Source organism: Pseudomonas corni (assembly GCF_057128765.1).
On record NZ_JBSKHW010000002.1, the window covers coordinates 268,043 to 294,387 of the forward strand.

General features: G+C 55.4%; 22 protein-coding genes and 2 tRNA genes. 16 read left to right on the top strand and 8 right to left on the bottom strand.

What is annotated here, in order from left to right; genetic code table 11:
* Positions 1 to 112: 112 nt before the first annotated feature.
* From hisA to ACWKV9_RS04830, 5 genes are all read right to left on the bottom strand, one after another.
* The gene (gene hisA / locus ACWKV9_RS04810; protein WP_483834948.1) at positions 113 to 850 is read right to left on the bottom strand and encodes a 1-(5-phosphoribosyl)-5-[(5-phosphoribosylamino)methylideneamino]imidazole-4-carboxamide isomerase; all 738 of its coding nucleotides are present in this window, start codon (positions 848 to 850) and stop codon (positions 113 to 115) included.
* Positions 851 to 955: 105 nt separating this feature from the next.
* Positions 956 to 1,213 (bottom strand): DUF2164 domain-containing protein, encoded by a 258-nt coding sequence (locus ACWKV9_RS04815; protein ID WP_483834949.1) that lies wholly within the window; start codon positions 1,211 to 1,213, stop codon positions 956 to 958.
* A complete protein-coding gene (gene hisH, locus ACWKV9_RS04820; RefSeq protein ID WP_483834950.1) occupies positions 1,213 to 1,851 on the bottom strand; it encodes an imidazole glycerol phosphate synthase subunit HisH in 639 nt (212 codons plus the stop codon). The genes ACWKV9_RS04815 and hisH overlap by 1 nt, the downstream gene beginning before the upstream one ends.
* Positions 1,851 to 2,444 carry an imidazoleglycerol-phosphate dehydratase HisB gene (gene hisB / locus ACWKV9_RS04825; RefSeq protein ID WP_483834951.1) on the bottom strand — a complete coding sequence of 198 codons (594 nt, stop codon included), beginning with the start codon at positions 2,442 to 2,444 and terminating at the stop codon, positions 1,851 to 1,853. Before hisB ends, hisH begins: the two co-directional genes overlap by 1 nt.
* Before the next feature lie 289 nt (positions 2,445 to 2,733).
* A complete protein-coding gene (locus tag ACWKV9_RS04830; RefSeq protein ID WP_483834952.1) occupies positions 2,734 to 4,395 on the bottom strand; it encodes an OFA family MFS transporter in 1,662 nt (553 codons plus the stop codon).
* Positions 4,396 to 4,774: 379 nt separating this feature from the next.
* On the opposite strand from ACWKV9_RS04830, the gene ACWKV9_RS04835 reads away from it, so the two are divergent.
* The 7 genes from ACWKV9_RS04835 to ACWKV9_RS04865 all read left to right on the top strand — a co-directional run bounded on the left by ACWKV9_RS04835 (position 4,775) and on the right by ACWKV9_RS04865 (position 11,264).
* Entirely contained in the window at positions 4,775 to 6,994 is a 2,220-nt protein-coding gene (locus ACWKV9_RS04835) for an AsmA family protein (protein ID WP_483834953.1), read from the top strand.
* 174 nt (positions 6,995 to 7,168) lie between these two features.
* Positions 7,169 to 8,236: an A/G-specific adenine glycosylase gene (mutY, locus tag ACWKV9_RS04840; RefSeq protein WP_483834954.1), complete on the top strand. Its 1,068-nt coding sequence runs from the start codon at positions 7,169 to 7,171 to the stop codon at positions 8,234 to 8,236.
* Positions 8,233 to 8,505 (top strand): oxidative damage protection protein, encoded by a 273-nt coding sequence (locus tag ACWKV9_RS04845; RefSeq protein WP_483834955.1) that lies wholly within the window; start codon positions 8,233 to 8,235, stop codon positions 8,503 to 8,505. Before mutY ends, ACWKV9_RS04845 begins: the two co-directional genes overlap by 4 nt.
* A 102-nt stretch (positions 8,506 to 8,607) precedes the next feature.
* Positions 8,608 to 8,683: transfer RNA gene (locus tag ACWKV9_RS04850), tRNA-Phe, on the top strand.
* Positions 8,684 to 8,832: 149 nt separating this feature from the next.
* On the top strand, positions 8,833 to 9,336 hold the full coding sequence (locus ACWKV9_RS04855; protein WP_483834956.1) for a hypothetical protein: 504 nt from the start codon (positions 8,833 to 8,835) through the stop codon (positions 9,334 to 9,336).
* A 57-nt stretch (positions 9,337 to 9,393) separates the two neighbouring features.
* Positions 9,394 to 9,933: a cytochrome b gene (locus tag ACWKV9_RS04860; RefSeq protein ID WP_483834957.1), complete on the top strand. Its 540-nt coding sequence runs from the start codon at positions 9,394 to 9,396 to the stop codon at positions 9,931 to 9,933.
* A gap of 176 nt (positions 9,934 to 10,109) precedes the next feature.
* On the top strand, positions 10,110 to 11,264 hold the full coding sequence (locus ACWKV9_RS04865) for a Fic family protein (protein ID WP_483835387.1): 1,155 nt from the start codon (positions 10,110 to 10,112) through the stop codon (positions 11,262 to 11,264).
* A gap of 66 nt (positions 11,265 to 11,330) precedes the next feature.
* On the opposite strand, the gene gabP is transcribed toward ACWKV9_RS04865, so the two are convergent.
* Positions 11,331 to 12,719, bottom strand: a complete 1,389-nt coding sequence (gene gabP / locus ACWKV9_RS04870; RefSeq protein ID WP_483834958.1) for a GABA permease — start codon at positions 12,717 to 12,719, stop codon at positions 11,331 to 11,333.
* A 452-nt stretch (positions 12,720 to 13,171) separates the two neighbouring features.
* On the opposite strand from gabP, the gene ACWKV9_RS04875 reads away from it, so the two are divergent.
* From ACWKV9_RS04875 to ACWKV9_RS04915, 9 genes are all read left to right on the top strand, one after another.
* Entirely contained in the window at positions 13,172 to 13,945 is a 774-nt protein-coding gene (locus ACWKV9_RS04875) for an ABC transporter ATP-binding protein (protein ID WP_483834959.1), read from the top strand.
* Positions 13,946 to 13,957: 12 nt separating this feature from the next.
* The gene (locus ACWKV9_RS04880; RefSeq protein ID WP_483834960.1) at positions 13,958 to 14,725 is read left to right on the top strand and encodes an ABC transporter substrate-binding protein; all 768 of its coding nucleotides are present in this window, start codon (positions 13,958 to 13,960) and stop codon (positions 14,723 to 14,725) included.
* A gap of 74 nt (positions 14,726 to 14,799) precedes the next feature.
* Positions 14,800 to 15,495, top strand: coding sequence for an ABC transporter permease (locus tag ACWKV9_RS04885; protein ID WP_483834961.1), 696 nt, complete (start codon positions 14,800 to 14,802; stop codon positions 15,493 to 15,495).
* Positions 15,492 to 16,181: an ABC transporter permease gene (locus tag ACWKV9_RS04890; RefSeq protein ID WP_483834962.1), complete on the top strand. Its 690-nt coding sequence runs from the start codon at positions 15,492 to 15,494 to the stop codon at positions 16,179 to 16,181. Before ACWKV9_RS04885 ends, ACWKV9_RS04890 begins: the two co-directional genes overlap by 4 nt.
* Before the next feature lie 236 nt (positions 16,182 to 16,417).
* Positions 16,418 to 17,635 (top strand): methyltransferase, encoded by a 1,218-nt coding sequence (locus tag ACWKV9_RS04895; protein ID WP_483834963.1) that lies wholly within the window; start codon positions 16,418 to 16,420, stop codon positions 17,633 to 17,635.
* A 294-nt stretch (positions 17,636 to 17,929) separates the two neighbouring features.
* A tRNA-Thr gene (locus ACWKV9_RS04900) sits at positions 17,930 to 18,005 on the top strand.
* A 136-nt stretch (positions 18,006 to 18,141) separates the two neighbouring features.
* Positions 18,142 to 19,992 carry an NACHT domain-containing protein gene (locus ACWKV9_RS04905; protein WP_483834964.1) on the top strand — a complete coding sequence of 617 codons (1,851 nt, stop codon included), beginning with the start codon at positions 18,142 to 18,144 and terminating at the stop codon, positions 19,990 to 19,992.
* A gap of 179 nt (positions 19,993 to 20,171) precedes the next feature.
* On the top strand, positions 20,172 to 20,738 hold the full coding sequence (locus ACWKV9_RS04910) for a hypothetical protein (protein WP_483834965.1): 567 nt from the start codon (positions 20,172 to 20,174) through the stop codon (positions 20,736 to 20,738).
* Between the two features lie 1,182 nt (positions 20,739 to 21,920).
* Positions 21,921 to 23,039, top strand: a complete 1,119-nt coding sequence (locus tag ACWKV9_RS04915; protein ID WP_483834966.1) for a hypothetical protein — start codon at positions 21,921 to 21,923, stop codon at positions 23,037 to 23,039.
* A 156-nt stretch (positions 23,040 to 23,195) separates the two neighbouring features.
* On the opposite strand, the gene ACWKV9_RS04920 is transcribed toward ACWKV9_RS04915, so the two are convergent.
* Positions 23,196 to 23,969, bottom strand: coding sequence for a hypothetical protein (locus ACWKV9_RS04920; protein WP_483834967.1), 774 nt, complete (start codon positions 23,967 to 23,969; stop codon positions 23,196 to 23,198).
* 11 nt (positions 23,970 to 23,980) lie between these two features.
* Positions 23,981 to 26,344, bottom strand: coding sequence for an SGNH/GDSL hydrolase family protein (locus tag ACWKV9_RS04925; protein WP_483834968.1), 2,364 nt, complete (start codon positions 26,342 to 26,344; stop codon positions 23,981 to 23,983).
* Position 26,345 lies beyond the last annotated feature (1 nt).

The following is a 26,345-nucleotide window of genomic DNA, read 5'->3' on the forward strand; positions in this document are numbered from 1 at the left end:
TCCGAAACCGTAACCTGTAGGAGCGCGCTTGCCCGCGATTGCGCTGTATCAGAGACACATCTGCTCCGGACACACCGCAATCGCGGGCAAGCGCGCTCCTACAAATAAAACATCATCTTTGGGCCAGATCGCAAAGCGCCTGAGCTTCAGCCACATCCAGCGTGCCTTCGTAGATCGCGCGGCCGGTGATGGCGCCGATGATCCCCGGCGCTTTGGCGTCGAGCAACGCCTGGATGTCGCCCAGGTTGTGGATACCTCCGGATGCAATCACCGGAATCCGCGTCGCTGCCGCCAATGCCGCGGTAAACGGGATGTTGCAGCCCTGCATCATGCCGTCTTTGGCGATGTCGGTATAAACAATGGCGGCAACGCCGTCCGCTTCAAAACGCTTGGCCAGATCGATCACCTGAACCGAGCTCACTTCAGCCCAGCCATCGGTGGCGACGAAACCGTCTTTGGCGTCGAGCCCGACGATCACTTTGCCCGGGAAAGCGCGGCAGGCCTCAGCGACGAACTCAGGCTCCTTGACCGCCTTGGTGCCGATGATCACGTAGCTCACACCGGCCTTGATGTAGTGCTCGATGGTTTCCAACGAACGAATGCCGCCGCCGATCTGGATCGGCAGTTGCGGGTAGCGCTTGGCGATGGCCGTAACCACGTCGCCATTGACCGGCTGACCTTCGAACGCGCCGTTCAGATCGACCAGATGCAGACGACGGCAGCCGCCCTCAACCCATTTGGCGGCCATGGCTACCGGGTCGTCGGAAAACACCGTGGAATCTTCCATACGGCCCTGGCGCAGACGCACGCAGGCACCGTCTTTAAGGTCGATAGCGGGAATGATGAGCATGCTTTTTCCTTCGTCAAAAGAGTTGCAAGCTGCGAGCTAAAAGCTGCAAGCGGGCACGCGTATTGAGTTCTTGCAGCTTGAAGCTTATGGCTTGAAGCTGCTTTGCTAGTTTTTCTCAAGCGCCCAAATATCACTTTCGATGCTCTCGAAGCGCTCCTTGAGGTGCGCCTGAACATCGAAAATCGCACGGTTGTAATAGTGCGGGGCGATTTCGCGAGTGAACAATTCCAGGATTTCGCCCGCTTCGAACGAACCCAGGTCCAGTTCGAAGCGGTCTTCCATGAAGCGCTTGATCTTGTGACACGCCTCGCTCTCCTGTTCGGGAGTAAGGGTCAGGATCGGCGGCTTGTTCTTCTTGCTCATTACCAACGACCGTCCCAAGCGGCGAAGTTCTGCAGCAACTGCAGGCCATGGGTATGGCTCTTCTCCGGGTGGAATTGCACGGCGAAGCGCGAGCCATCAGCCAGTGCTGCGGCGAAGTCACGGCCATAGTGGCCGCGTCCGACGATCTGCCGCGCGTTGGGCGATTCGATGTAATAGCTGTGTACGAAGTAAAACCGCGCTTTATTCGGGATGCTGTGCCACAGCGGGTGATCCACCGCTTGGGCAACTTCGTTCCAGCCCATGTGCGGGACTTTCAGGTGCTCGCCGTCTTCGTGCAGATCTTTGCCAAAGAACCTGACTTTGCCTGGAAAGAGGCCGATGCAGTCTTCGCCACCGCTCTCTTCACTGTGGTCCATCAGCGCTTGCATACCGACGCAGATGCCGAGAAACGGGCGATCCTGGCTGACTTCGCGCACCAGCTTGTCGAAACCCAAGCGACGAATTTCGGCCATGCAATCGCGGATTGCACCGACGCCCGGGAACACCACGCGGTCGGCTTCGCGAATCACATCGGCATCGCTGGTGATCAGCACACGACCAGCGCCCACGTGCTCCAGGGCCTTGGCCACCGAGTGCAAGTTGCCCATGCCGTAATCGATAACCGCGACCGTCTGCATCAGAGCACGCCCTTGGTGGACGGCATCTGACCGGCCATGCGCTCATCAAGCTCAACAGCCATGCGCAGCGCGCGGCCGAAGGCTTTGAACACGGTTTCGATCTGGTGATGGGTGTTGTGGCCGCGCAGGTTGTCGATGTGCAGCGTGACATTGGCGTGATTGACGAAGCCCTGGAAAAACTCCTGGAACAGATCGACGTCGAAGCCGCCAACGGTGGCGCGGGTGTAGGGAACATGCATTTGCAAGCCAGGACGACCGGAGAAGTCGATGACTACCCGAGACAGGGCTTCGTCCAGCGGGACGTAGGCGTGACCGTAGCGACGGATGCCTTTTTTGTCGCCAATGGCTTTGCTGAAAGCCTGACCCAGCGTGATGCCAACGTCTTCCACCGTGTGGTGGTCGTCGATGTGCAGGTCGCCTTTGCTTTCGATATCCAGATCGAACAACCCGTGACGGGCGATCTGATCGAGCATGTGTTCAAGGAAAGGAACGCCGATATCGAATCGGGCCTTTCCGGTGCCATCCAGGTTGATCGAGGCTTTAATCTGGGTTTCCAGGGTGTCGCGCTCGACGAACGCCATACGTTCGGCCATCACCAGCTCCGCAAAATCATTGGGCGAAAAAGGCGAGCATTATAGGGCGTGCGACGGGGAAACAGAAACAAGAGACGTGCCATGACTGACAGAGGGAATGCGGGCTGGCAGCGCTAGACATGTGCATACAAGCAGATATCCCGCCACGTAAAACGACTGTAGGAGCGCGCTTGCCCGCGATTGCGGTGGGTCAAACACCTCACTGGCGCCTGACAATCCGTAATCGCGGGCAAGCGCGCTCCTGCAGCACAGTGTCGGTCTGAAGACTCAGGCCGACACCCACAGCGTTTTAGTGAAACAGCACCGCAGTCTTCTGCAAAGTGATCCACACGCCCCACGCCAGCGGGATACCCACGGCCAGCCAGGCCAGGATCGCCAGTGGCTTGGTGTTCGGCGCAGCTTTCCACTCAAGCGAAGTGCTGTGATCGGCGCCTACGTCGTGACCAATGGACTGCTCGGCTTTAAGCTCGGCGTCGGTCATGAAGTACTTGTCGGCCACCGGACGCACCAGCAGGTTGCAGATGAAGCCCAGCACCAGCAGACCCGCCAGGATGTACAACGTGATGTTGTAAGCATCGGCACGAGCAACGCCGTGGCTCAGCTGGTATTCGCGCAGGTAGTTCACCAATACCGGACCGAGTACGCCAGCTGCTGCCCAGGCGGTTAACAGGCGACCGTGGATCGCGCCGACCATCTGTGTACCGAACAGGTCAGCCAGGTAAGCCGGAACAGTGGCAAAACCGCCGCCGTACATCGACAGCACCACGCAGAAGGCCGCAGCGAACAGCGCAACGCTGCCCATGTGGCCCAAGGTCGGTACCGACGCGTAAAGCAGGAAACCCAACGCGAAGAACACGAAGTACGTGGCTTTACGGCCGATGTAATCCGAGAACGAAGCCCAGAAGAAGCGCCCGCCGATGTTGAACAAGCTCAACAGACCGGTGAAGCCCGCAGCGATGGCAGCGATGGCGGCCAGTTGCGAAGCGTCAAGCTGAGTGAAACCTTGATCAGTGCCGAGCAGTTTGCCGCCAAACACTTCCTGCAGCAGCGGCGAAGCCATACCGAGGATGCCGATACCGGCCGAAACGTTCAGGCACAGCACCAGCCACACCAGACGGAATTGCGGGGTTTTCCACGCTACGTTCACGTGGACGTGGCGGTTGGTGATCATCGCGTTGTTGGCTTTCTTGACCGGAGCGGTCCAGCCTTCAGGCTTCCAGCCGGTTGGCGGAACACGGTAAGACAAAGCGCCGCCGATCATGAAGATGAAATAGATCACCGCCATGGCAACGAAGCTCTGCCATACGCCGACGCTGTCTGGTGTAGCGAAGTGGCTCATCAGAGCGGTCGCCAGAGGCGCACCGACCATCGCGCCGCCGCCAAAGCCCATGATCGCCATGCCAGTCGCCATGCCGCGCTTGTCCGGGAACCACTTGATCAGCGTCGATACCGGAGAAATGTAGCCCAGGCCCAGACCGATACCACCGATCACGCCCGAACCAATCCACATCAGCCAGATCTGGTGCGTATAGACGCCCAGGGCTGAAATCAGCAGACCGCCACACCAGCACAGCGCCGAAACCACACCGGCCTTGCGCGGGCCTGCGTGTTCAAGCCAGCCGCCCCAAATGGCTGCCGAGCAACCCAGGAAGATGAAGAACAGGGTGTAGATCCAGCCGAGCATGGAGATCGGCCAGTCACAGGTAGAAGAGAAGACTTGCTCAAAGAAACCCATGTCCGGCGCACAGGCAACGGCTGTCTTGATGCCAACTGCTTTGGACAGCGGCAGCCAGAACACCGAGAAACCGTAAGCCATGCCGATACACAGATGGATCGCGAGGGCTGCAGGTGGTACCAGCCAGCGGTTGAAGCCGCTTTTCGCGATAATGCGCTCTTTGGACAAGAACGCAGGTTGAGCAACAGAGCCGCCCAACGCAGTACTTGTACTCATTGTTATTCCCCCAATTTTTTTAGTTGTGTCACGCAAGGCAATGGCAATGTGTCCACCCACAACCTTGATGCACGGTGGCAACGGTTGTTTTATCGGCAGCACATTTGATTACGTGACAATTCGACGCAGGATAAGCCCCGAAGCGCGAAACTCTACCATTTACTGCGTAAAAGAAAGCAATCTGCTACTACCTTTTTTATGCCGTCTGTCCTGTACCGAAGAGCGCGTAAAAAAGCTGACACTTTGCTACTTACGGCTAGTTGAGCCGTAGGAAAATGCCGGAAATTTGGCACATAAGTCGTGATGCGAACTACTCTTGCGTGACACCGCTATACTCGCGGGCTAAATTTTTGAACGACACGACAACAAGGACTCGCCCATGAAAGCGTTCGGCAAAATCCTGGGATTGGTTATTCTCGGGCTGTTGCTGATCATCGTGGCTCTTGGTTTCGCCCTGAGCCATCTGTTTGATCCCAACGACTATAAAGACGAGATTCGACAACTGGCACGCGATAAAGCCCATGTGGAGCTGACGCTCAATGGCGATATCGGTTGGAGCCTGTTCCCCTGGCTTGGGCTGGAGCTGCATGACGCCAGCGTCGCGACCCTGAGCGACCCGACCAAACCGTTCGCCGATCTGCAGATGCTCGGCCTGTCGGTGCGCGTGTTGCCGCTGCTGCGCAAAGAAGTGCAGATGAGTGATGTACGCGTCGAAGGCCTCAATCTGATGCTGACCCGCGATGCCAACGGCCACGGCAACTGGGAAGACATCGGCAAGGTGCCCGCCACCGCTTCCACCGATGCCGCGACGCCTCCCGCCGACGGTTCAGCCGCACCAGTAAAAGCCGATCGTCCTTCGCAGCCGGTCAAGCTCGACATCGACAGCCTGACCGTCAACAACGCGCGTGTTGAATACAACGATATTCCCAAGGCCCGGCAATTCACCGCCGAGAGCATCCAGATCAGCACGGGCGCGGTGCATGAAGCCACCGATATTCCGGTCAAGCTGACAGCGTTCCTCAGCACCAATCAACCGGTTATCCGGACCAAGACCGAGCTTTCGGGCCAGTTGCGTTTTGACCGCGTTCTTCAGCGCTATCAGTTTGAAGACATGCGTCTGTCGGGAGAAGCGGCGGGCGATCCTCTGCAGGGCAAAACCGTTACCTTCGCAGCCCAAGGCAATCTACTTGTGGACCGGGCCGCTAACGTCGCCGAGTGGACTGGCATGAAGCTGTCGGCCAATCAGCTTCGGGCGCTGGGCGAGCTGCATGTCCGCGATCTGGACAAGACGCCGCAGCTGAGCGGCGCGCTATCGATTGCCCAGATCAATCTGCGTGAATTTCTCGAAAATATCGGTCAGCCAGCGCCGGCATTGGGCGAAGGCAGTCTCAACAAGTTTGAAATCGTTACCCGCGTTGCCGCCAACCCGACCAGCATTACCCTTGACGGCCTGACGCTGAAACTGGACGACAGCACCATCACTGGTCGCGTGGCCGTCGAAGACATCGCCAAACAATCCCTGCGCGTGCAGCTCAAGGCCGATACGTTCAATGCCGATCGCTATCGCCCGGCGGCGAGTGAGGAGCGCAAGGGCGCCAGCGCCGCGCGCAAGGCTGAAGTCGAAGGCGGCGAAGCCCAGGCACTGGCTGGCGCAGGCACTACGCCGCTGCCGGAGCAACCGAGCAAGGCCGCCTGGAGCGATGCCAAACTGCTGCCTCTGGAGCGCATGCGCAAACTGGACGTCGATGCAGACCTGACGTTCGGGCAACTGACAGTGCAGAAACTCCTTATCCAGAACGCGGCGCTGAAAACTTCGGCACTGGACGGGATCGTCAAGATCGACAGCCTGCGCGGCGACCTCTACAACGGCAATTTCGACGTCAAAGGCAATCTGGATGTGCGTCCGGAAGTGCCGCTGGCCAGCGTTCAAACGCGGATTGCCAAGGTGCCGGTGGAGCGCTTCATTCAGGCGCAAGGCGAAACCCCGCCGCTGCGTGGTTTGCTCACCCTCAACAGCGATCTGAGCGGCAAAGGCAACAGCGAAAAAGCACTGATCGACAGCCTCAACGGCACCGCCAGCTTTGCGCTGAACAACGGCGTGCTGGTCAACGCCAACCTGGAGCAGCAATTGTGCCGAGGGATCGCCATGCTCAACCGCAAATCTTTGAGCGGCGAACCACGCGGTAAGGACACGCCCTTCCAGCAGTTGAACGGCAATCTGGTGTTCCGTAATGGTGTCGCCAGCAACCCGGATCTGAAAGTGCGCACCCCCGGTCTGACCATCAATGGCGACGGCGATATCGACCTGCGCGTGCTGGGTATGAATTACCGCGTCGGCATCATTATCGAAGGCGATAAGAGCGAAATGCCCGATCCGGCGTGCGAGGTGAACCCACGCTTCGTCGGCATCGAATGGCCGGTGCAGTGCCGTGGTCCACTGGAATTGGGCGCCAAGGCTTGCCGCCTGGACAATGAAGGCATGGGCAAAGTCGCCGCTCAACTCGCGGGCGACCGGATTGGCGACAAGATTGATGAGAAGCTGGGCGACAAAGTCAGCCCGGAGCTCAAGGACGCGATCAAGGGATTGTTCAAAAGATAACCAACGGCTGCTGTGACAATTGTGTGAGCGGACCTGTCCGCGAAGAGGTCTGTTCAGTCGATACATCTGCATCGGCCGAATGATCGCCTTCGCGGACAGGTCCGCTCCCACGGTTGCGCGCCAGGATCAGGCATCTCGAAACGCCACAACCCTTTCAGTCAACCCGGAAGCCGCATGCAAGCCGAACAATTCTCCAGCGCCGTGCTGGAGTGGTATGACCGTCACGGCCGTCACGATCTGCCTTGGCAACACGACATCACGCCGTATCGAGTGTGGGTCTCGGAAATCATGCTGCAACAGACTCAAGTCAGCACCGTGCTCAATTACTTCGACCGCTTCATGGAGGCACTGCCCAGCGTAGAAGCGCTGGCCGAGGCGCCGGAAGATGAGGTACTGCACCTGTGGACAGGCCTGGGTTACTACACCCGCGCCCGTAACCTGCATAAGGCAGCAAAGATCGTGGTTGCCGATCACGATGGCGAGTTCCCGCGTGACGTGGAAAAGCTGATCCTGCTGCCGGGCATAGGCCTGTCCACCGCAGGCGCCATCGCCAGCATCAGCATGGGCCTGCGCGCGCCGATTCTGGATGGCAACGTCAAGCGCGTTCTGGCGCGCTTCACGGCGCAAGAAGGCTATCCGGGCGAGCCCAAGGTCGCCAAACAGCTATGGGCCACTGCCGAGCGTTTCACGCCGCATCAGCGCGTAAACAATTACACCCAGGCGATGATGGATCTGGGCGCCACGCTGTGTACGCGCACCAAGCCCAGCTGTTTGCTTTGCCCGCTTGAGCGCGGCTGCGAGGCCCACATGCTGGGCCTGGAAACTCGTTATCCGATCCCCAAGCCACGCAAGGCCGTCCCGCAAAAGCGCACGCTGATGCCGATTTTTGCCAACCGCGACGGCGCGATCCTGCTTTATCGCCGCCCATCCACCGGGTTATGGGGCGGTTTGTGGAGCCTGCCGGAACTGGACGATTTCGACGACATGCAGCATCTGGCGTCGCAACACGCTCTGGAGCTAGGCAAGCATCACGCCCTGCCCGGTCTGGTGCACACGTTCAGCCATTTCCAGCTGACCATCGAACCCTGGCTGGTGCAGGTCCAGGAGTCGGCCCACCACGTGGCCGAGGACGACTGGCTCTGGTATAACCTCGCCACCCCGCCGCGCCTGGGCCTTGCTGCCCCGGTGAAGAAGCTGCTGAAAAACGCAGCCGACGTCTTGAATGCAGGAGAGTCCTCATGACCCGCATCGTAATGTGCCGCAAATACAAAGAAGAACTGCCAGGCCTGGAACGCGCGCCCTATCCGGGCGCCAAAGGCGAAGACATCTTCAATCACGTTTCGCAAAAAGCCTGGGGCGACTGGCAGAAACACCAGACCCTGCTGATCAACGAGCGCCGTCTGAACATGATGAACGCCGAAGACCGGAAATTCCTCCAGACCGAGATGGACAAGTTCCTGTCGGGCGAGGAATACGCCAAGGCTGAAGGGTATGTTCCGCCCGCGGAATAAAAGGGTTTTGAGCAGCGCGGGTCGTAAGCGACGGTAATAATTCAAATTTTTTTAGAAACACGCTTGACGACCCCCTGAAAAACACGTCTAATGCGCCCCGTTGCCCAGATAGCTCAGTCGGTAGAGCAGGGGATTGAAAATCCCCGTGTCGGCGGTTCGATTCCGTCTCTGGGCACCATAAATACCGAAAAACCCCTGCATCGAAAGATTCAGGGGTTTTTTATTGGGCGCGATTTCAATGCCCCTTCCCTCTTGGCTATCGGCAAGGTCTGCGCTTCAATACCACCGCATCAGCGCCCTACTCGCCCGCACAAGGAAATCATCTGAATGGCCTCCCCTGACAAACAACAGAAACGTGCCAAGCGGGCGAAAGTCAAAGCCAAGCAGAATCGCATGGGCAAAGCCGGGACCAGCGTTATCCACCCGGTGCTCGGCAATCCGTTCGTCAACGAGCCTTTTGATGACGTGGAGATCGACCTGAGTACGTTCGATTTCAAAGATATCGTAGAAAACGGCTTTGACCCCGCCGACTTCGACGACCTGTTTGAAGCCATGAAAAACGCAGAAGCCATCAGCCAGCTCGCGCTCTGCGTGGTGTTCCTGCAATACCCGGTGTTAGAACTGGTCATCGCCGAAGAAGAGGAAGAACCCGCTACCGACTTCATGATGGGCCTGCTCATCACTTACCGCGCCATCGAGCACAACGAAGACGAAGACACTGCCATCGAGTGGATCAGCAGTCAGGCATTCCAGGCCGACTACAACCAGGCGTCGCAAATTCTCGAAAAGAAAAACGCTCGCACCAGCCGCCCGGTTCAGCCACACCCGTAACGCCGAATTTAATTTACAAAGTGCCACTACGCGGTTAGCGTGCCGGCCTTAACGAGAATGACATCTCTTCTCAACAAGGCCCGCACGTTGACCGAGCTTTCCCCGCCTTACTCCAAACCCCGCATCTATCTGCACTGGCTATCCGCCGCCGTGATCCTGTGGGCGACGTTCAGCGGGTTCGGCGTTGCGCTACTGGTACCCGACGATAGCTTCCGTGCGTGGGTCGAGTCCTTCAATCCACAACTCACCAGCGTGTTCATTCCCGTCTTTCTGTGGCGCGCGTGGTTGGCCCTGAGGGTGAATTCGAAGCCATCGCCCCAAACCCTGCAAGAGCACCTCGCCCATTGGGCACACCTGGCGATCTACCTGACCGTTACCGGCGTGCTGATCACCGGCGTGCTGATGATGACTCACCCGGTGACGATGCTCGGTCTTATCCAACTGCCACAGCTAATTCATTCAGCCACGGCGCTGAGCACGCTGCACGAAGTGCATCACGTATTGTGCGCGGTGTTGGCAGGGTTGGTGGCGTTGCATGTGCTGGCGGTAGTGCAGCATCAGGTGTTGGGGCGGTCGGTGTTGGGGCGGATGCGCTGACCTCCACTACGCTGCCGATTGCTGTCGATTTTCCACATACCTTTTCCAAAATTACACTTAGCTCAAGCAGTGATTTGAGATAACGTTTATCGGGGCCTTATGAGGGCCTTTTAGAAACGGGCCTTTGAGGCAGGTTTTTATAGATAATGTATTTCTTCTTTCGAGATAATTTTCCCATGCCTGACTTTGCTCATCATGATCTGGAGCTACTGAACCCCACCTTTGATTCAGATTTGGTGGACGTCTTGGGCGAACTGGAGCATCTGCGCAGACTTAGGCTTGAAGGGGATACACCAGCCCCGGTGTTTTTCCAGCTCAAGTCAATCTTTCATACGCTTGAAAGCCTAGGATCGGCAAGGATCGAAGGAAATCACACCACCTTGGCGGACTACATCGATAGCAAAGCAGAAGGCAAAACTGAAGAAACGGATCAGCTGCGCGAGGTGGCAAATATCGAAAAGGCTATGGATTACATTGAGGACTCTATAACTCCTGGCTCGCCGCTGACAGAGCATTTTGTTAGAGAACTTCATGCTATTACGGTCCAGGGGCTGGAGCGTGAGGGGGATAAAACTCCAGGGGCATACAGACAGATACAGGTCCGGATTTCTCAATCAGAACACCTGCCACCCGAATTTTTGCACGTTCCCGGATACATGAAAGACTTGGTCGAGTTCGTGAACAGGGCTGACTCTCCAAAATATGATCTTATGAAAGTGGCGCTGGCTCATCACAGATTTGGGTGGATCCACCCATTTGGGAACGGCAACGGCCGCGTCGTCCGGCTAATGACCTACGCGTTGCTGATGAAATATGGATTCAACGTGAATACGGGTGGGCGGGTCCTGAATCCAACCGCCGTTTTTTGCAATGACCGTGACCGCTATTACGCAATGCTGACAACTGCGGACACGGGCACCAAGTCAGGACTTGAGGCATGGTGCACTTATGTTCTTGAAGGCATTCGAGACGAACTTAAGAAGGTCGATCTTCTGACGAAGTACGCCTATCTGACTGCCTCCATCCTTACCCCGGCGATCACCTTCGCTCGCCAGCGCCAATGGATTACGGGAACCGAAGAGCTCGTGCTGACCTTGGCAGTCAGGTCCAGGATTTTGAAGTCCTCAGACTTGAACAGCATCTTGCCAGAGCTAAAAAGCCCTCAACGCACTTATCTAATCAAAAAGCTTGTAGGCCAGGGAATGCTTCTCCCGCTGACAGAAAATGGCAGGCAATACACCATTGGGTTCTCCAACAACTTTTTGATTCGCGGCGTCATCAAGGCGCTCAGGGATGAGGGATTTATCCCGCCACCCTTGGAAAATCCTTAACAAAACGGCCGCAATCACTGATGATCGCGGCCGTATTTTGTTAGCCACAACAGCTCAACACTCACATCAACTGAGCACGACCTTCCCCGCCCGCGCGTTCTTGCGTCGGTTCGACACAATCAGCCCTGCCGCAATCACCAGCACGCTGAGCAATCCGGTAGCGATGATTTCCATGCGGTGAGCTTCCTGCACCAGCATGATGGCTAGCACGCCAACGATGAAGACGATGACGGCGTAGGTCAGGCCGGGGAACAGCCACATGCTGAAGGCGATCTTCTCACCGGCAGCCTGGCGTTTTTGACGCATACGAAGCTGCGACACCGCGATCACCAGATACACCAGCAGCGCAATCGCGCCAGAGCTGGCGAGCAGGAAGTCGAACACGGCAGCGGGTGCAACGTAGTTGGCGAACACTGCTACGAAGGCGGCGGCAGTCGACAGCAGCACAGCCCAGACAGGCGTGCCGGCTTTGCTGGTGCGTTGCGACAAGGCGGGGGCATCGCCGCGCTTGCCGAGGGAGAACATCATGCGCGAAGCGGTGTAGAGCGCCGAGTTCAGGCAACTGGTCACAGCGACCAGTACCACCAGATCAACGATCAACTTAGCGTTCGGAATGCCCATCAGGTCGAGCACGGTCTGGTACGAGCCGACGTCGGCCAGACGGCTGTCATTCCAAGGCACCAGCGCCACGACAATGAAAATCGACACTAGGTAGAACAGGCAAATTCGCCAGATCACCGAGTTGGTGGCCTTGGTGATTTGCTGGCCAGGGTTTTTCGACTCGGCCGCCGCAATGGTAACGATCTCGGTACCCATGAACGAAAACATGGTGGTCAGCATCGCCGCCAACACAGCGCCGATACCGTTGGGCATGAAGCCCTGAGTGTCATACAGATGGCTGACGCCGCTGACCTGGGTGTTCGGCAGCAGACCGAAAATCGCCAAAACGCCCAGCACGACGAATCCGAGAATCGCCAGCACCTTGATCAGCGCGAACCAGAACTCGAACTCACCGTAGTTTTTCACGCTGAACAGGTTGGTCGCCGTCAGCAGCAGCGTGATTACCAGCGTGAAGGCCCAGATGGCGACGTTCGGGAACCACGCGTGCAAGATCGTTGCGGCGGCGTTGGCTTCGAGCGGAATGACCAGTACCCAGAACCACCAATACAACCAACCGATGGTGAAACCCGCCCAGTGTCCGATGGCGCGGTCGGCGTACGTCGAAAACGAACCGGTGTCGGGCGACGCCACGGCCATTTCCGCCAGCATGCGCATTACCAGCACTACGAGCGTACCGGCCGCGCCGTAGGCCAGTAGCACGGCTGGGCCCGCTTCGGCAATGGCATGCCCAGAACCCACAAACAGACCTGCGCCGATCACACCGGCAATGGAGAGCATGGTGATGTGGCGCGGTTTGAGCCCCTGCTCAAGATTCGAAGAACTACTACTGCTCATAAGAACAACCTTTGGAGGACTTTTCGAACGGATCGAGACGCAGTGAGGACATTCGTAAAAATATCCTTACGGCTCTGTTACTTATTTTTTACGCAAGAAGTACGCCAAAATATTTCAGAAGCGACGTCGCTCTCGGAAATGCCCGTCCCAAGGCAGTTTCACAACCTATTGATTGCTATGGCATTCCGCCAGCTTTGTAGGAATTGTTACCGACCACCTCATCTCAACGACGTTTGAGCGCACCGAAAATACACATCAGCTGTCAACGCGCCCTATTTAAATGCACGAGCTATGTCTCGCTAAGGCCAGATAGGCCATATCAGGCTTTAATTGGCAGGCCAAAGGTGGCAACATCGCGCCTTTTTTGCGCAGACCGCCTGGTCAGATCGCACCCATTGAGTGCTCTGGGTAGCTTGAAGCCGATGGCAGGAACACAACTGTGAGGACCGAACATGGCTGAGGCCAAGCCCGCGCTGGAAATCCGCAACCTGCACAAGCGCTACGGCGACCTCGAAGTGCTTAAGGGCATTTCGCTGACCGCGCGGGACGGCGATGTGATTTCGATCCTGGGCTCGTCCGGCTCTGGCAAATCGACGCTATTGCGCTGCATCAACCTGTTGGAAAATCCTCACCAGGGTCAGATTCTGGTAGCCGGCGAAGAGTTGAAACTCAAGCCTGCGCGCAACGGCGAATTGATCGCCTCCGACAACAAGCAGATCAACCGCCTGCGCAGCGAAATCGGCTTTGTCTTTCAGAATTTCAACCTGTGGCCACACATGAGCGTGCTCGATAACATCATCGAAGCGCCCCGCCGGGTGCTGGGTCAGAGCAAGGCCGAGGCCATTGAGGTGGCTGAAGCGCTGCTGGCCAAGGTCGGAATCGGTGACAAACGTCACGTCTATCCGGCACAGTTGTCCGGCGGACAGCAACAGCGCGCCGCCATCGCCCGCACGCTGGCGATGCAGCCTAAAGTCATTTTGTTTGACGAGCCCACCTCGGCCCTCGATCCGGAAATGGTGCAGGAAGTCCTCGCCGTAATCCGCGCGCTGGCCGAAGAAGGCAGAACGATGTTGCTGGTGACCCACGAAATGAGCTTCGCGCGGCAGGTGTCGAGCGAAGTGGTGTTTCTGCATCAGGGTTTGATCGAGGAACAAGGATCGCCGCAGCAGGTCTTTGAAGACCCGCAGTCGGCGCGCTGCAAACAATTTATGTCCAGCAATCGTTAACGGAGCAACACCATGCAGATCTTCAGAAAACTTTTGCTGGCCGCAGCCACCACGCTGGCACTGACCTCCAGCGCTTTTGCTGCCGAGACCCTGAAAATGGGTGTCGAGGCTGCCTATCCCCCGTTCAACAACAAGGACGCCAGCGGCCAAGTTGTGGGCTTTGACGTCGAAATCGGGCAGGCCCTGTGCGCCAAGATGAAGACCGAGTGCGAAATCGTCACCTCCGATTGGGACGGCATCATCCCCGCCCTGAACGCCAAGAAGTTCGACTTCATCGTCTCCTCGATGTCGATCTCCGACGAGCGCAAAGCCGCCGTGGATTTCACCGAACCGTACTACTCGAACAAACTGCAGTTCATCGCGCCGAAAAGCACCGACATCAAGGGCAACACGGTCGATGAGCTGAAAGCGTCCCTGAACGGCAAGACCATCGGCGCCCAACGCGCAACCTTGTCAGGCACCTGGCTGGACGACAACTGGGGCAGCGATGTCACGGTCAAGCTGTACGACACCCAAGAAAACGCTTACCTGGACCTGACCTCTGGCCGACTTGACGCCATCCTTTCAGACAAATACGTCAGCTACGAATGGCTGAAAAGCCCGGCGGGCCAAGCGTACGAGTTCAAGGGCAACCCGGTTTACAACGACGACAAGATTGGTATCGCTGTGCGAAAAGGCGACACCCTGCGCACGAAGCTGAACCTGGCGCTGAAAGAAATCATCGAAGACGGCACCTACAAGAAAATCAACGACAAGTATTTCCCGTTCAGCATTCTCTGATCCGTCCGACACGCCCTGTTGTGCCGCTCTCTATAGAGAGGCGCAGCAGCGCTCGTCCTTGAAACAAGCCTGCCATGAATTTTGATCTTTACGGATTCGGCCCCGCGCTTGCCGCTGGCGTGCTGATGACTGTCCAACTTGCGCTCTCGGCGCTGTGCCTGGGGTTGGTCCTCGGCCTCCTCGGCGCCCTGGCAAAAACTTCGCCGTATCGAGCGCTCAAATGGCTCGGCGGCGCCTATTCGACGCTGGTGCGCGGCATTCCCGAGTTGCTGTGGGTGTTGTTGATTTACTTCGGCACCGTCAACGCCATGCGCGCGATCGGCGAAGCCTTGAGCATGCCTGGCCTGGAACTCAGCGCGTTCTCGGCAGGCGTCATTGCCTTGGGCTTGTGCTTTGGCGCTTATGCGACCGAAGTGTTTCGCGGCGCGATTCTGTCGATCCCCAAAGGGCATCGTGAAGCAGGGTTGGCGCTCGGCATGTCCCGCTCGCGCATCTTCATCAAGCTGATCATGCCGCAGATGTGGCGCATCGCCCTGCCCGGCCTAGGCAACCTGTTCATGATCCTGATGAAAGACACGGCCTTGGTGTCGGTCATCGGTCTGGAAGAAATCATGCGCCATTCGCAGATCGCGGTGACATCAACCAAGCAGCCATTCACCTTCTATATGGTGGCAGCCCTGATGTATTTGGGCCTGACAGTTGTAGCGATGACCGGCATGCACTTTCTCGAACAACGCGCCGCCCGTGGCTTTGCAAGGAGCGCCTCGTGAACTGGGACGTGATCATCAAATGGCTGCCGAAACTGGCTCAAGGCGCGACGCTCACATTGGAGCTGGTCGCCGTAGCGGTCATCGCCGGCTTGTTGCTGGCCATCCCGCTGGGCATCGCTCGTGCATCGCGCAACCCGTACGTGCGCACCGCGCCTTACGCCTACATCTTCTTCTTTCGCGGCACGCCGCTGCTGGTGCAGCTTTTCCTCGTCTATTACGGGTTTGCGCAGTTCGATGCGGTGCGACAAGGCCCACTGTGGCCCTATCTGCGTGATCCGTTCTTCTGCGCGGCGCTGACCATGACGCTGCACACCGCCGCCTACATCGCCGAGATCCTGCGCGGCGCGATTCAGGCCGTTCCGGTGGGCGAAGTCGAAGCCGCACGCGCGCTGGGCATGTCCAAGGCCAAGGCCCTGATCTACATTGTTCTGCCCCGCGCCGCCCGCATCGGCCTGCCCGCCTACAGCAACGAAGTCATCCTGATGCTCAAGGCCAGCGCCCTGGCGAGCACCGTGACCCTGCTCGAACTCACCGGCATGGCCCGCACGATCATCGCCCGCACCTATCTGCCGGTCGAAATCTTCTTCGCCGCCGGGTTGTTCTATCTGCTGATGTCGTTTGCTCTGGTGCAGGGGTTCAAACTGCTGGAGAAAATACTTCGCGTGGATCAGTGTCAGGGGCGGTAAGAAGGTCCGATGACCGCTGGCACTGGCCCCGGCAGCCCCTCAAGAGTGACAGATTTACCGCTGCTGAGTTTGTGGTGGGGCACAATCCCGTGGGAGCGGACTCGTCCGCGAAGAGGCCCAAACAGGCGCCGCACATAATGCTGAACACATCCTTTCGGTAGGAGCTGCCGAAGGCTGCGATTGCTCCCAAACCCACCGACGCTTACCCTGACGCACCACCTCCCGCGCCTCAGCTCATGACCCCTGTCCCGATCCTGCAAACCACCGACCTGCGCGCCCGCTTCGAGGCGCTGAATCGCTTTCTGCTCGATCACCAAACCCTGTGGCGCCCCAAACCGTTCACCCATCGGCAACTGTCGTGGGAAGCCCAGCACCCTAAGCTGGCCGATTGGCTTCGCAGTCGGACATTGGCTGATGCCGAACGGGCGCATAACCATCCTGAGCACCTTAACGCCCCTGCGCCTTTCGCCGGGATCGCCGCCCAATCCGCCGAACTCAGCGCCGTGGGCCCGCTGCCAGCGATGGAACTGCGACCTGTGTCATCGCGCACGGCAGTCGATGTTCCCGGACGAAAGTGGCAGCAAATTGAAGCCTTCGCCAGCGCCCTGGATTTTCGGAAAACGCCCGAACACTGGCTCGACTGGTGCTCGGGCAAAGGTCATCTCGGTCGCCGCCTGGCCCAGAATGGTCAGGCGCTGACCTGTCTTGAGCACGACCCAAAGCTGGTCGAAGCGGGCCATCATCTCAGCGCACGCCTGAACATCGTCGCCGAACACATCACTCAAGACGTGATGGCCGCCGACGCCGCCTCGCGCCTGCATGCCGGGCACACACCCGTCGCCCTGCACGCCTGCGGGGATCTGCACGTGCGACTCATGCAACTGGCAAGCGACGCCAACTGCCAGCACATCGCTATCGCGCCCTGCTGCTACAACCGCATCGCCGCCGACGCCTATCAAGCACTGTCGGCGGAGGGCCAAGCCTCAGCGCTGCAGCTGTCCATCGAGGACCTCGGCCTGCCCCTCAGCGAAACCGTCACCGCAGGCGCACGCGTGCGCCGCCAGCGCGACACATCCATGGCTCGCCGTCTGGCCTTCGACCTGCTGCAAAGAGAGCTGAGCGGTGTCGACCAATACCTGCCCACGCCATCGCTGCCCGTCGCCTGGCTGAAAAAACCCTTCGCCGAGTACATCCGCGATCTCGCAGCGCTGAAGGACATATCGCTGACCGGCGAACGAAACTGGTCAGCATTGGAAGCCGCTGGCTGGCAACGCCTCGCCGAAGTCCGCAACCTGGAGCTGGTGCGCAACCTCTTCCGCCGCCCACTCGAACTCTGGCTCATCCTCGACCGCGCCCTCTACCTTAAGGCTCGCGGCTACGTCATGCGCATCGGCACCTTCTGCGACAGCCAAACCACCCCACGTAATCTGATGATCCTCGCTGAGCGAGAGTGACCACTTCAACCGCCCGTCCTGTGGATAACTCTGTTGACGAAATATTTACAGCCGCAAGGAATACGTAGCTTGCTGGCCATTTCGTCAATTGGTCATTTTTTGTACAGACAATTAAATTCCAGCAATTCAGTAGCTTGCGAACTAATGAGAACTGTTCCACAAATGACACTGCCCGTTGTAGGGCCTTTGCGCCGCTTGTGAATAAGCATCAGCGCGAATTGGCATAAAGACCTAAAAAAACTGAAATTAAGGCTTTACTCAAGAAACCAAATCCCTATAATCAGCGCCCATCACGCCGGTATAGCTCAGTTGGTAGAGCAACTGACTTGTAATCAGTAGGTCCCGGGTTCGACTCCTGGTGCCGGCACCATATAAAACAAGGGCTTGCAGCGATGCAGGCCCTTTGTTTTTGTGCTTTACGTAACACGACACGTAACAAGCATTGTGTTTCTTCCAGCGGCACCCCGCTCGCCGTGAGCGCTCGACTTACACTATAAGGAAATGGTATGTCCGCGACAGTTATGTCCATCACGATGCTCTCCCGACTGCTTGCTCCTGCCTTCAAGGACCTGTATTCGGGTGCGAAAGGCCAAGTCGAGCAGGCTCTGAGCAAAATGAGTACGGCCGCTGGAACGAAGAAACTTGCGACTACCCTATCGAAAATTGACAAAGTCAAGACCATCTGGTCCGCAGAAGACGAAGTCTCTCTAAATAAGTTTTATTTTCCGTCAAAAGTTTTAATCGATGAAGAAGCGAAGGTTATCGAATCTATCGAGGACCTCTCCGAAGGAAATCTCGTTGTAGAAGGTATAGTCGGTCAGGGTAAATCCATTTTTATGAGATATCTTGCCTGCTCATTGCTACCAGCTACAGGGATTACAAAAATTCCGTTTCTTTTGGAACTCCGTAACATATCCACCAAACGCAATCTGCAAGATAGCATTTTCAATTTTTTGAAAACTGTAGGGATAACTGGGGGAGAAGAAACATTTTCCTACCTTGCGTCTTCTGGAAAAATAGTTTTACTTCTCGACGGATTCGATGAAGTACCGGAAGAATGCGTTTCAGATATAATTATCGAGATTGACACTATTCAGACACGTTTTCCTGAACTGAAGATTGTTATTTCAAGCAGACCTCAAAGCCACATTCAAAATCTTGTTGGCTTTAAAATTCTACGCCTAGTACCACTACAGCCGCGTGACTATGATCCTTTTGTTAAAAAGCTGATACCCTCTGCGGCAAAGCGCACGGATGTAGTTGACGCGTTGAATGCGTGCCCAACGAATATCAAAGGTATCATCTCTACACCATTGATGCTTACTTTAGTTATCGTCGTCTATCAAACAGAAAAGGAAATTCCGCTTAGCCTTTCTGAATTTTTTGATAAGCTGTTTGGAATTGTATTTACCAAGCATGACAAACTCAAAGCAGGGTTTAATAGGCAGCACTATAGCGGCCTGGCTGAGCGTCGTCTAAGACAGTTATTTGACGCATTTTGCTTTATGGTTGTTCAGACAGGCGGCGGGCGATCTCTTAGACCGAGCCAGTTTAACAAAGCATTTGACGGCGCGTTGAAACTAGCTAAAGACTGCAGTTGCGAAATTGAAGATTTTCGCAAAGATATCGTAAAAGTAGCGTGTCTTTTAATTGAGGAAGGCTTGGATTTAACTACGTTCTTGCACAAAAGCATACTGGATTATCATGCCGCGGCATTTGTCCAGGAGTTGACTGATGCTCGAGCTCAGACTTTTTATCTGGCCGCAGCAAAAGAATTCAGGAAGTGGCAGTCGGTCCTGAATTTTTTGAAGATTATAGACCAGCCTAGGTATGCAAAAGATTACTATTTGAATGTAGTTACCGAGCCTTACGATGAGCTTTGTGAGGTCTTAAACGATTCGGACGAGCAACGCTTATTCGACTACTTAGTAAATTTGGAATCTGGGGTTGAAGCTGGTTTTCATACAGGCGGCTTGGTTTCTTGGGGGCCAACGACTCAGTATAAAAACGAAATACATGACGAAATTGGCACAATTATACTGCGCACGTCAGTCACCATGTTTACGAAGGCGAGTCCGTTCCAGATGGGAGCTCTCTTAGCGAAGTCGTATCCAGGCAGCGGCACCCTGAAAACTGACAAAGTTTCATTGCGCCAGGTTCTTGAGGAATTTGGGCTGGCTCCCTTCCAGATGGCTTTGAAAATATTTGAGCTCGACACGTACGCAGCTATCCAAGAGTGCAAAACTGTTGTAGCGAATGAAACATCTCAAGAAAGTATATTTGATGACATTCTTGGTGCCGGTTCCACGAGCGATGCGCCTGCGCGAAAAAAATCAGCTTCAAAGCGTAAGGCGTAGCTTGGTGTAGGGCGGTCCACACCACGGTGTGGGTTTCCCAAGCTGATAAGAGGGTTCGATTCCCTTCACACGCTCCAATGAATTCAAGACCTACAGTGCGGCTCACCTGATACTGCGATCCTTTGAGGGCCGTATTGGGGAGCATTAAACAAAACCAGCATTCTGGAAGATACCGGCATATGGATTGGTTGCAGTTTTTATCGTCGCTGGTTTCATCGTTAGCCTGGCCAGGTGCAATCCTCGGGATCGTCTTCCTACTGAAGGGACCGATCTTGAGAGCCATTCCGAAAATTCGGACTTTCAGATACGGCGAGCTTCACATCGATCTCTCAGAGCAGCTCAAAGCTGTTGAAGAAGATCTCACCACAACGTCATCAGGGCCTAACGCCCCCATTCAACCTCCCCCGGTCCCGTCTTCGGATGTTGTACGGACTGCTGAGGAGTCGCCAGTCATCGCAATGATCCTTGCCTGGAGAAAAGTCGAGGCCGCGGTAGACGAGGCCGTTCGCCGCCACGGACTGAGGATCGGGGAGCGTGCATATACGCTTCTGATATTTAAGTTCATGGAGCTTGAGAGACGGGGCCTGGTAGATAACCTGACCTCCTCCACCTTCAGGCGGCTTCAACAACTTCGTAATGGCGTCGTAAGTAGCCATGGCAACGGTGGCGTCGATGTCAGCTTGGAGGACGCCCTGTCGATGGCGCAATCATGTGAGTGGCTTGTAACGAAGCTAAATTCAATCTGAACGAACGCACAGGCAAAGACGCCGGATCTCGGCCAGCCGCCCGCCAGAGACCGGATTTCTAAAATTCGAGGGGGTCTAAAAAAAAGGTAATATTAGTAATATCACCCTCCAAAAATTCGCTACAGACCTTGGAGATCAAGGCTTTCAGCCAATTGGAGAAAAGGCGATATTTAGGCGATACAAGAGCGATATTATTACCTTTCTATAAAGCTATATTTCCATTCCTTAAAACCCAATGAATCCGGGGGTTTGCCGGAAATATTACCTTTCATATCGCTTCATATTACTTTGCCATGTAATACGCAGAGCCCAGAAAAACCGGGGCCTTCAGAGCCGATCGACACCCCATATAGCTGATATCGCTCTTTCGGTAAGCACCCCCCTATACTTGAGAGCCAATCTCATTTAAAAACCGTTTTTCCGAACCTTCATTTGTGGATTGCCATCGCTGTTCCTGGTGAAGATCGAACGTAGCCGCGTGAAAAGCACGGAATCAGCTGAAAGCCGCACCAGTTCTGGTCTGTAGGGGATCTGGGAAAGGCAGGGAACGCGGCAAGAACGCCGCTTAAATAAACGGCGCCGAAATTGAAAACACCCCACCTCGCTGGGTTTTCAGTTTTTCGCCCAATGAATCCTGGCACTTCGACTTTCAGTGGCCACAGCTCGATGACAACGCCCCTGTGCAACCGCGCTTCATTTCTTTGCAAAACCTCTCACAAAATGAAAAAGCCGATCGCCCTCGGAGCCCCCCAGCCAGCCTGGCCTGCAGCCTTGTTTGCACGACATTGAAATTTGCACAAAAAAATCACACAAAGCCCGTCGGCGGGAGGGGGATAAGTGCTTTTTTCAGTCGTTTTTCTTTGCCGAACCGGTTTTTCTGATCGGGAACGCGAAGCAGGTACAAAGTCACAGCTGCACATGGACGAGTTCCTGTATAACTGCCATCAGATACCTCAATGCGTAGAACAGCTCGCACTCCCCCGATAGGAGACATGGTGATCGCGTGTTCGGATTATTTTTCTGTTAAATTGCCGAGAAGCTTGGAGCAAACTGGAAGAAAAAATTGTGACAGCCCATTTTAAGCGGAATTTAGAATCTCCAAGCGACGGCCCCACCTCTTATTCAAGTCACAAGAACAGTAGCTTCTGACGTTTAGGCGCTTTACTTATAGGGAATAAATGTATGAATTACGAACCACTACTAGCCTTGTGTAATGAGACGTTAGACTCCATAACAACGCTCGTTGATATGTTAACGAGCGATAACGAAGCAGAGCCCCTATCAGATGAGATCAGTAATAGTATTGGAGAGTTCATCAAGAATCGAGACCGATACATACTCCGTAGAACAGCAAACGTTCCAGACCAAATAGAGACCGCACTTGGTTTTGCCAAGAGTGCTGCAGGGCATGCCTATAATATAGCTGAGGGTTTGTCCTTACCCGCACCAAAAAATCAAGATCACGCGAATATCTCTAATAATCTTGTAAGGCTTTCAGACCAGATAATTATGTCAGTAAGGCTCGATAAGCCGTTGATGGAGGAGGAGCGTAAACGTACAGATGAAGAGAAAATAGAGTCTACCAAGAGAAGTTTCGATGCAGACCTTGAGATATACAGGAGAGAAATATTAAGTAGCAAAGCCCTCGTTCAAGAAATAAAAACATCAAGCCTGATCAGTCAAGAAAAAATAATAAAAGATCTTTCAGTGTTATCATCCGGGTATGAGGAACTGAAGGCCGATCTCGGCGAGATGTCAGGACGTATAAGTGCAGAACTTGAAAAAGCAAGCAAATATACGGACGACACCACAGCGAAACTAAACCTACTCCACGGCGAGGCCTCCGCAAAAGTCCTGCTCATCGACTATGCCAATACTGCCGACTCAGAGAAAAAAGCCGCAGACATTATGAGATGGTGCTCATTAACATGCATGGCACTTACCGGCATAGCACTGCTCACGGCACTTTTTGAATCAGTGAGCGGTGAATTCGACTGGAAGCAAATGGTGGCAAGAATTGTAATAGCTATCGCATTGTCGGTTCCTGCCGCTTACCTTGCGCGTGAGTCCGCTAAGCATCGGCATCAGGAGCATTCAAACAGGCGCACGTCTTTAGACCTAAAAGCGATAAGCTCGTATATCGCCACAATGTCTCCCGAAGACCAATCTAAGATTAAGTCCGATGTTGCATCACGAATTTTTGGCCGACAGGACAGTGGAAGCCTCCAAGACACTTACCCGATAAATGTTCAAGAGCTCCTAATGGCCGCCTTAGATAAAATACCGAAGAAGAATGGGTAACAGGAAATAACCGCTTACAGATGCGACCTTATTGGAGTGCGCGATAAACGCCATTGTTCAGATCTACGATACTCAATCATAATTTCAAGAACAAAATAAGCTAACTCGAAGAAAAGCCCGCACATGGCGGGCTGTAGGTTTTGATCGAAGGCAGCGTTATTTGGTGATGCGTGCCCGGAGCTTCATGTAGTTCAGCAGGTTGGCCATCAGCTTCGCGTCAGTGGCCACATCGATGTTGAACGCGGCAATGAAGTCCATCTGTCCCAGGAACGGATACGTCGTGGCGCTACCGATCTTGAGCGGGATCGCCGCAGTGGCATCATTGATGGACGCCGCGATCGTCTCCTTGCCCATCAGTGCCGTCGCCCCGTCGATCATGTTCTGGGCGTTATGGCGCGCAATCCCGGCGACCATGATGGAAGCATCAGGCACGTTGGCATAGTGCGTCTTGCTGCCCTCGTAGAAAGCGATCGCCGGAGTGGCACTTGTACCGTTACGGCTCAGGATCGCGCCCGTCTTGGTGACATCAGCTCCAGCCAGGGTGCCGACCACGCTGTTGGGCAAGGCGAAAGAGTCTGGTTTGAACACCGCTGCGAGCGTGTAACTGGCCGCCAGATTGAGTAGATCCGTCTGCAATGTGTATTCGCCTGCAGCACCGAACACGGCCACGTTGCCGCCAGTCAGTGAGCTAGCCTGAATGCGTGCCGCTGTCCCAGCCGTGCGCACCAGGGCATTGCCACCGACCTTCCAGCTCTCGATCCGCTGCAGGTCACCAAAGGCGTCGATAGTGAGCAGCTCGGGCTTGTCGAATCTCCAGGCACCGATACAGTTCGGATGATTGGCGATAGTGTCTTGATAGTTCGACAGGTTCGGCAGTGCCGGGTTATCGAAAGTAATGCCCTTGAGTTGAATGCCAGTTCCAAAAAACATTGAGGGATCCTTTATTTAAAATATTGGGCGATTGCAACACCGTTCATACGGTATTCATATGGCGCAGGGTGGTTGATCCAGTTGCTACGTGTCAGCGAATAATCACTGATCCCAAGATAACCCCGGGCGTCTCCAGCGTAATAAAGCTCACTGGGCAAATAAGCAACATCATGGAACTCGGCAACTTCGCACAATCGACGGTGGATCAAATGCCATTCAGCCTCGGTGAAGCGAATACCGTTACTGTTAGTCCAGTGCGGACCGATTAGGAAAACATCGATCCCAGCAGTGCGTGCCGCTTGAATGATTTGAGACAAGTTAGAAACGTAAGTTTCGACGGTTCCGTCATTCATGCCAAACGCCAGCAACATCAAGTCTGGAGTTCGGTAGCCAGATGGATTAATCATTGCTGCTAACCTGTCTGGGTAGAGCCCATTATATACGCCGACAGCGGACGAAGTAGAGGACGAAATACCCTGATTCAGATATACAACTTCATTTAAGCCGGGAATTTTATCCGCAACAAACGTATAGCCGTGGTAGTCGCAGATTGTATCGATCACTTGCCAGTTTGGACCGGCTTTGTAACGTGTTTCGCCATTGACGACGACCTTGCCCACTTGGTTCAGATAGGCCGCCCGGAAGTCGGCTTCCTGATCTGACAGCATGAACGGACCTTGGAACGGTGTTGTGTCTACGCCGCTACGGTTGGGCAGATAATCGGCTGCACTGGAGTGGCCACCGCCCAGTGAGGTGTTGCTGTCACCGTAAGCTGTAACGATCACCCCGTTGCCCTTGTTCAGCTTGTTGTGAAAGCGCGACAAGCGTCTGCGGTTCTCCAGGTAAAGCGCGGACTGTTCGGCGTTGGCGTTCTTGTTGCGAACACCGCGCCAGTTCCACAACTTGATGATCTCGCGAATCGCGCCGCCGTTTACATAGACGTTATATAACGGGATGTCACCCAGCTGCGCCTTGCCCCGATACATATCTTCTTGTGCGGAAACTCGACGCTCGACACCTTTGCGCACGACTAAGCCGTTGGTGACCAGGCTATAAGCGATCAGGTCGTAACGTTCCATTTTGCCAACGTATGCAATGTTCGCTGGTGTGTCTGTACCTGGACGCATCAGAACAACTTTGCCGTTCTCGCTAAAGGTAACGTCCCGGCCGATGACCAGAACCGAACTATCAGATACTTTTTTCACGGACGTTACAACGACGCTCGAATAACCCAACCAGTCGGCCGCATCAATGTCGAAAAACTTCTGCGGCGGGTGCGTTGTGTAGGCAACGAACTTTAGCGGATAGGCATTAGCCGTCGCGTTGACCATTGTCGCGGCATCGACGCTGATATCAGTCAAGGGAAAGACCTGACCACCAGTCACCAAGTTGGAGCCGACCAACTTAACTTTCAGCGCTTCAACTTTCGGAGCCACGTCAACATAAGTTGATACCGCTGTGATGTGCTGTTCCCCCAGATTGAGCAGCGCCTTGCCGGTTCTACGCTCGAAACCAAACACCAGGTTGCCTTGGGCGTCGGTGATAGGCATCACCACCCCACCCGTGCGTTCGTTCAGATCGCGCGTCTCGAACTCCACGCCACCAATGTGCGTGTCGCCCTTCTCATCAAAGCCCAGCGGTGATGGACCGCCATTTGCCCCGACAAACCCAGCCACCAGCTCGGTGTGCTCGAACTCAGTCGAGTTGGTCGATCGCGCATCCAGCTTGCTGATATTGACGCCGCCGGCAACGACCTGGCCGCTCTTGGTAAAGCCCAGGATCACCGCGTTGTTTTCGTCGAAGAAACCCGTCTCGAACTCGGTGGTGTCCTCGAAATCTTCCTTGAACAGCGCGCTACTCTCGATTTTCTCAAGGCTGGCCAGCGCACTGGTGACGGCGCCTGCAGCGGGATAAATCTTGGTTTCGACCGCAACGCCGCCCTCGTTCTTATAAAGAATCGAGAATTCATCGCTGTTTTCGCTGGGCACGCTGAAATACTGCCCGCTGACGGTTTTGAGCAGGCCGAGCGCTGTATTGCCATACATGCCGGCGGATTGTTGAGCCACGTCGCTGGCCGTCTCCGACCGGGTAGCCGCTGCTCGAGCCGCTGCCAGGTCGTCGTTCACGTCGTTGAACTGGATAGGCAACCGGGAATCCCGATTCGGGCCGACCACACGCACGTCATACAGGCCGTTCGCGGCGGCGAACTGGATCAAGCCGTCGACGCCGGCGGAGAAGGGATTCATCAAGCCATAGCCATTGGGCTTGAGCAGGCCCTGTACCAGGTTCTCGGTACCGCGCTGGTACACATAGCAAGTCGCACCCGGGAGCACGTTGCCTTCGTTGTCTGCAGCGTAAAAATTCTTCAGTTCCAAA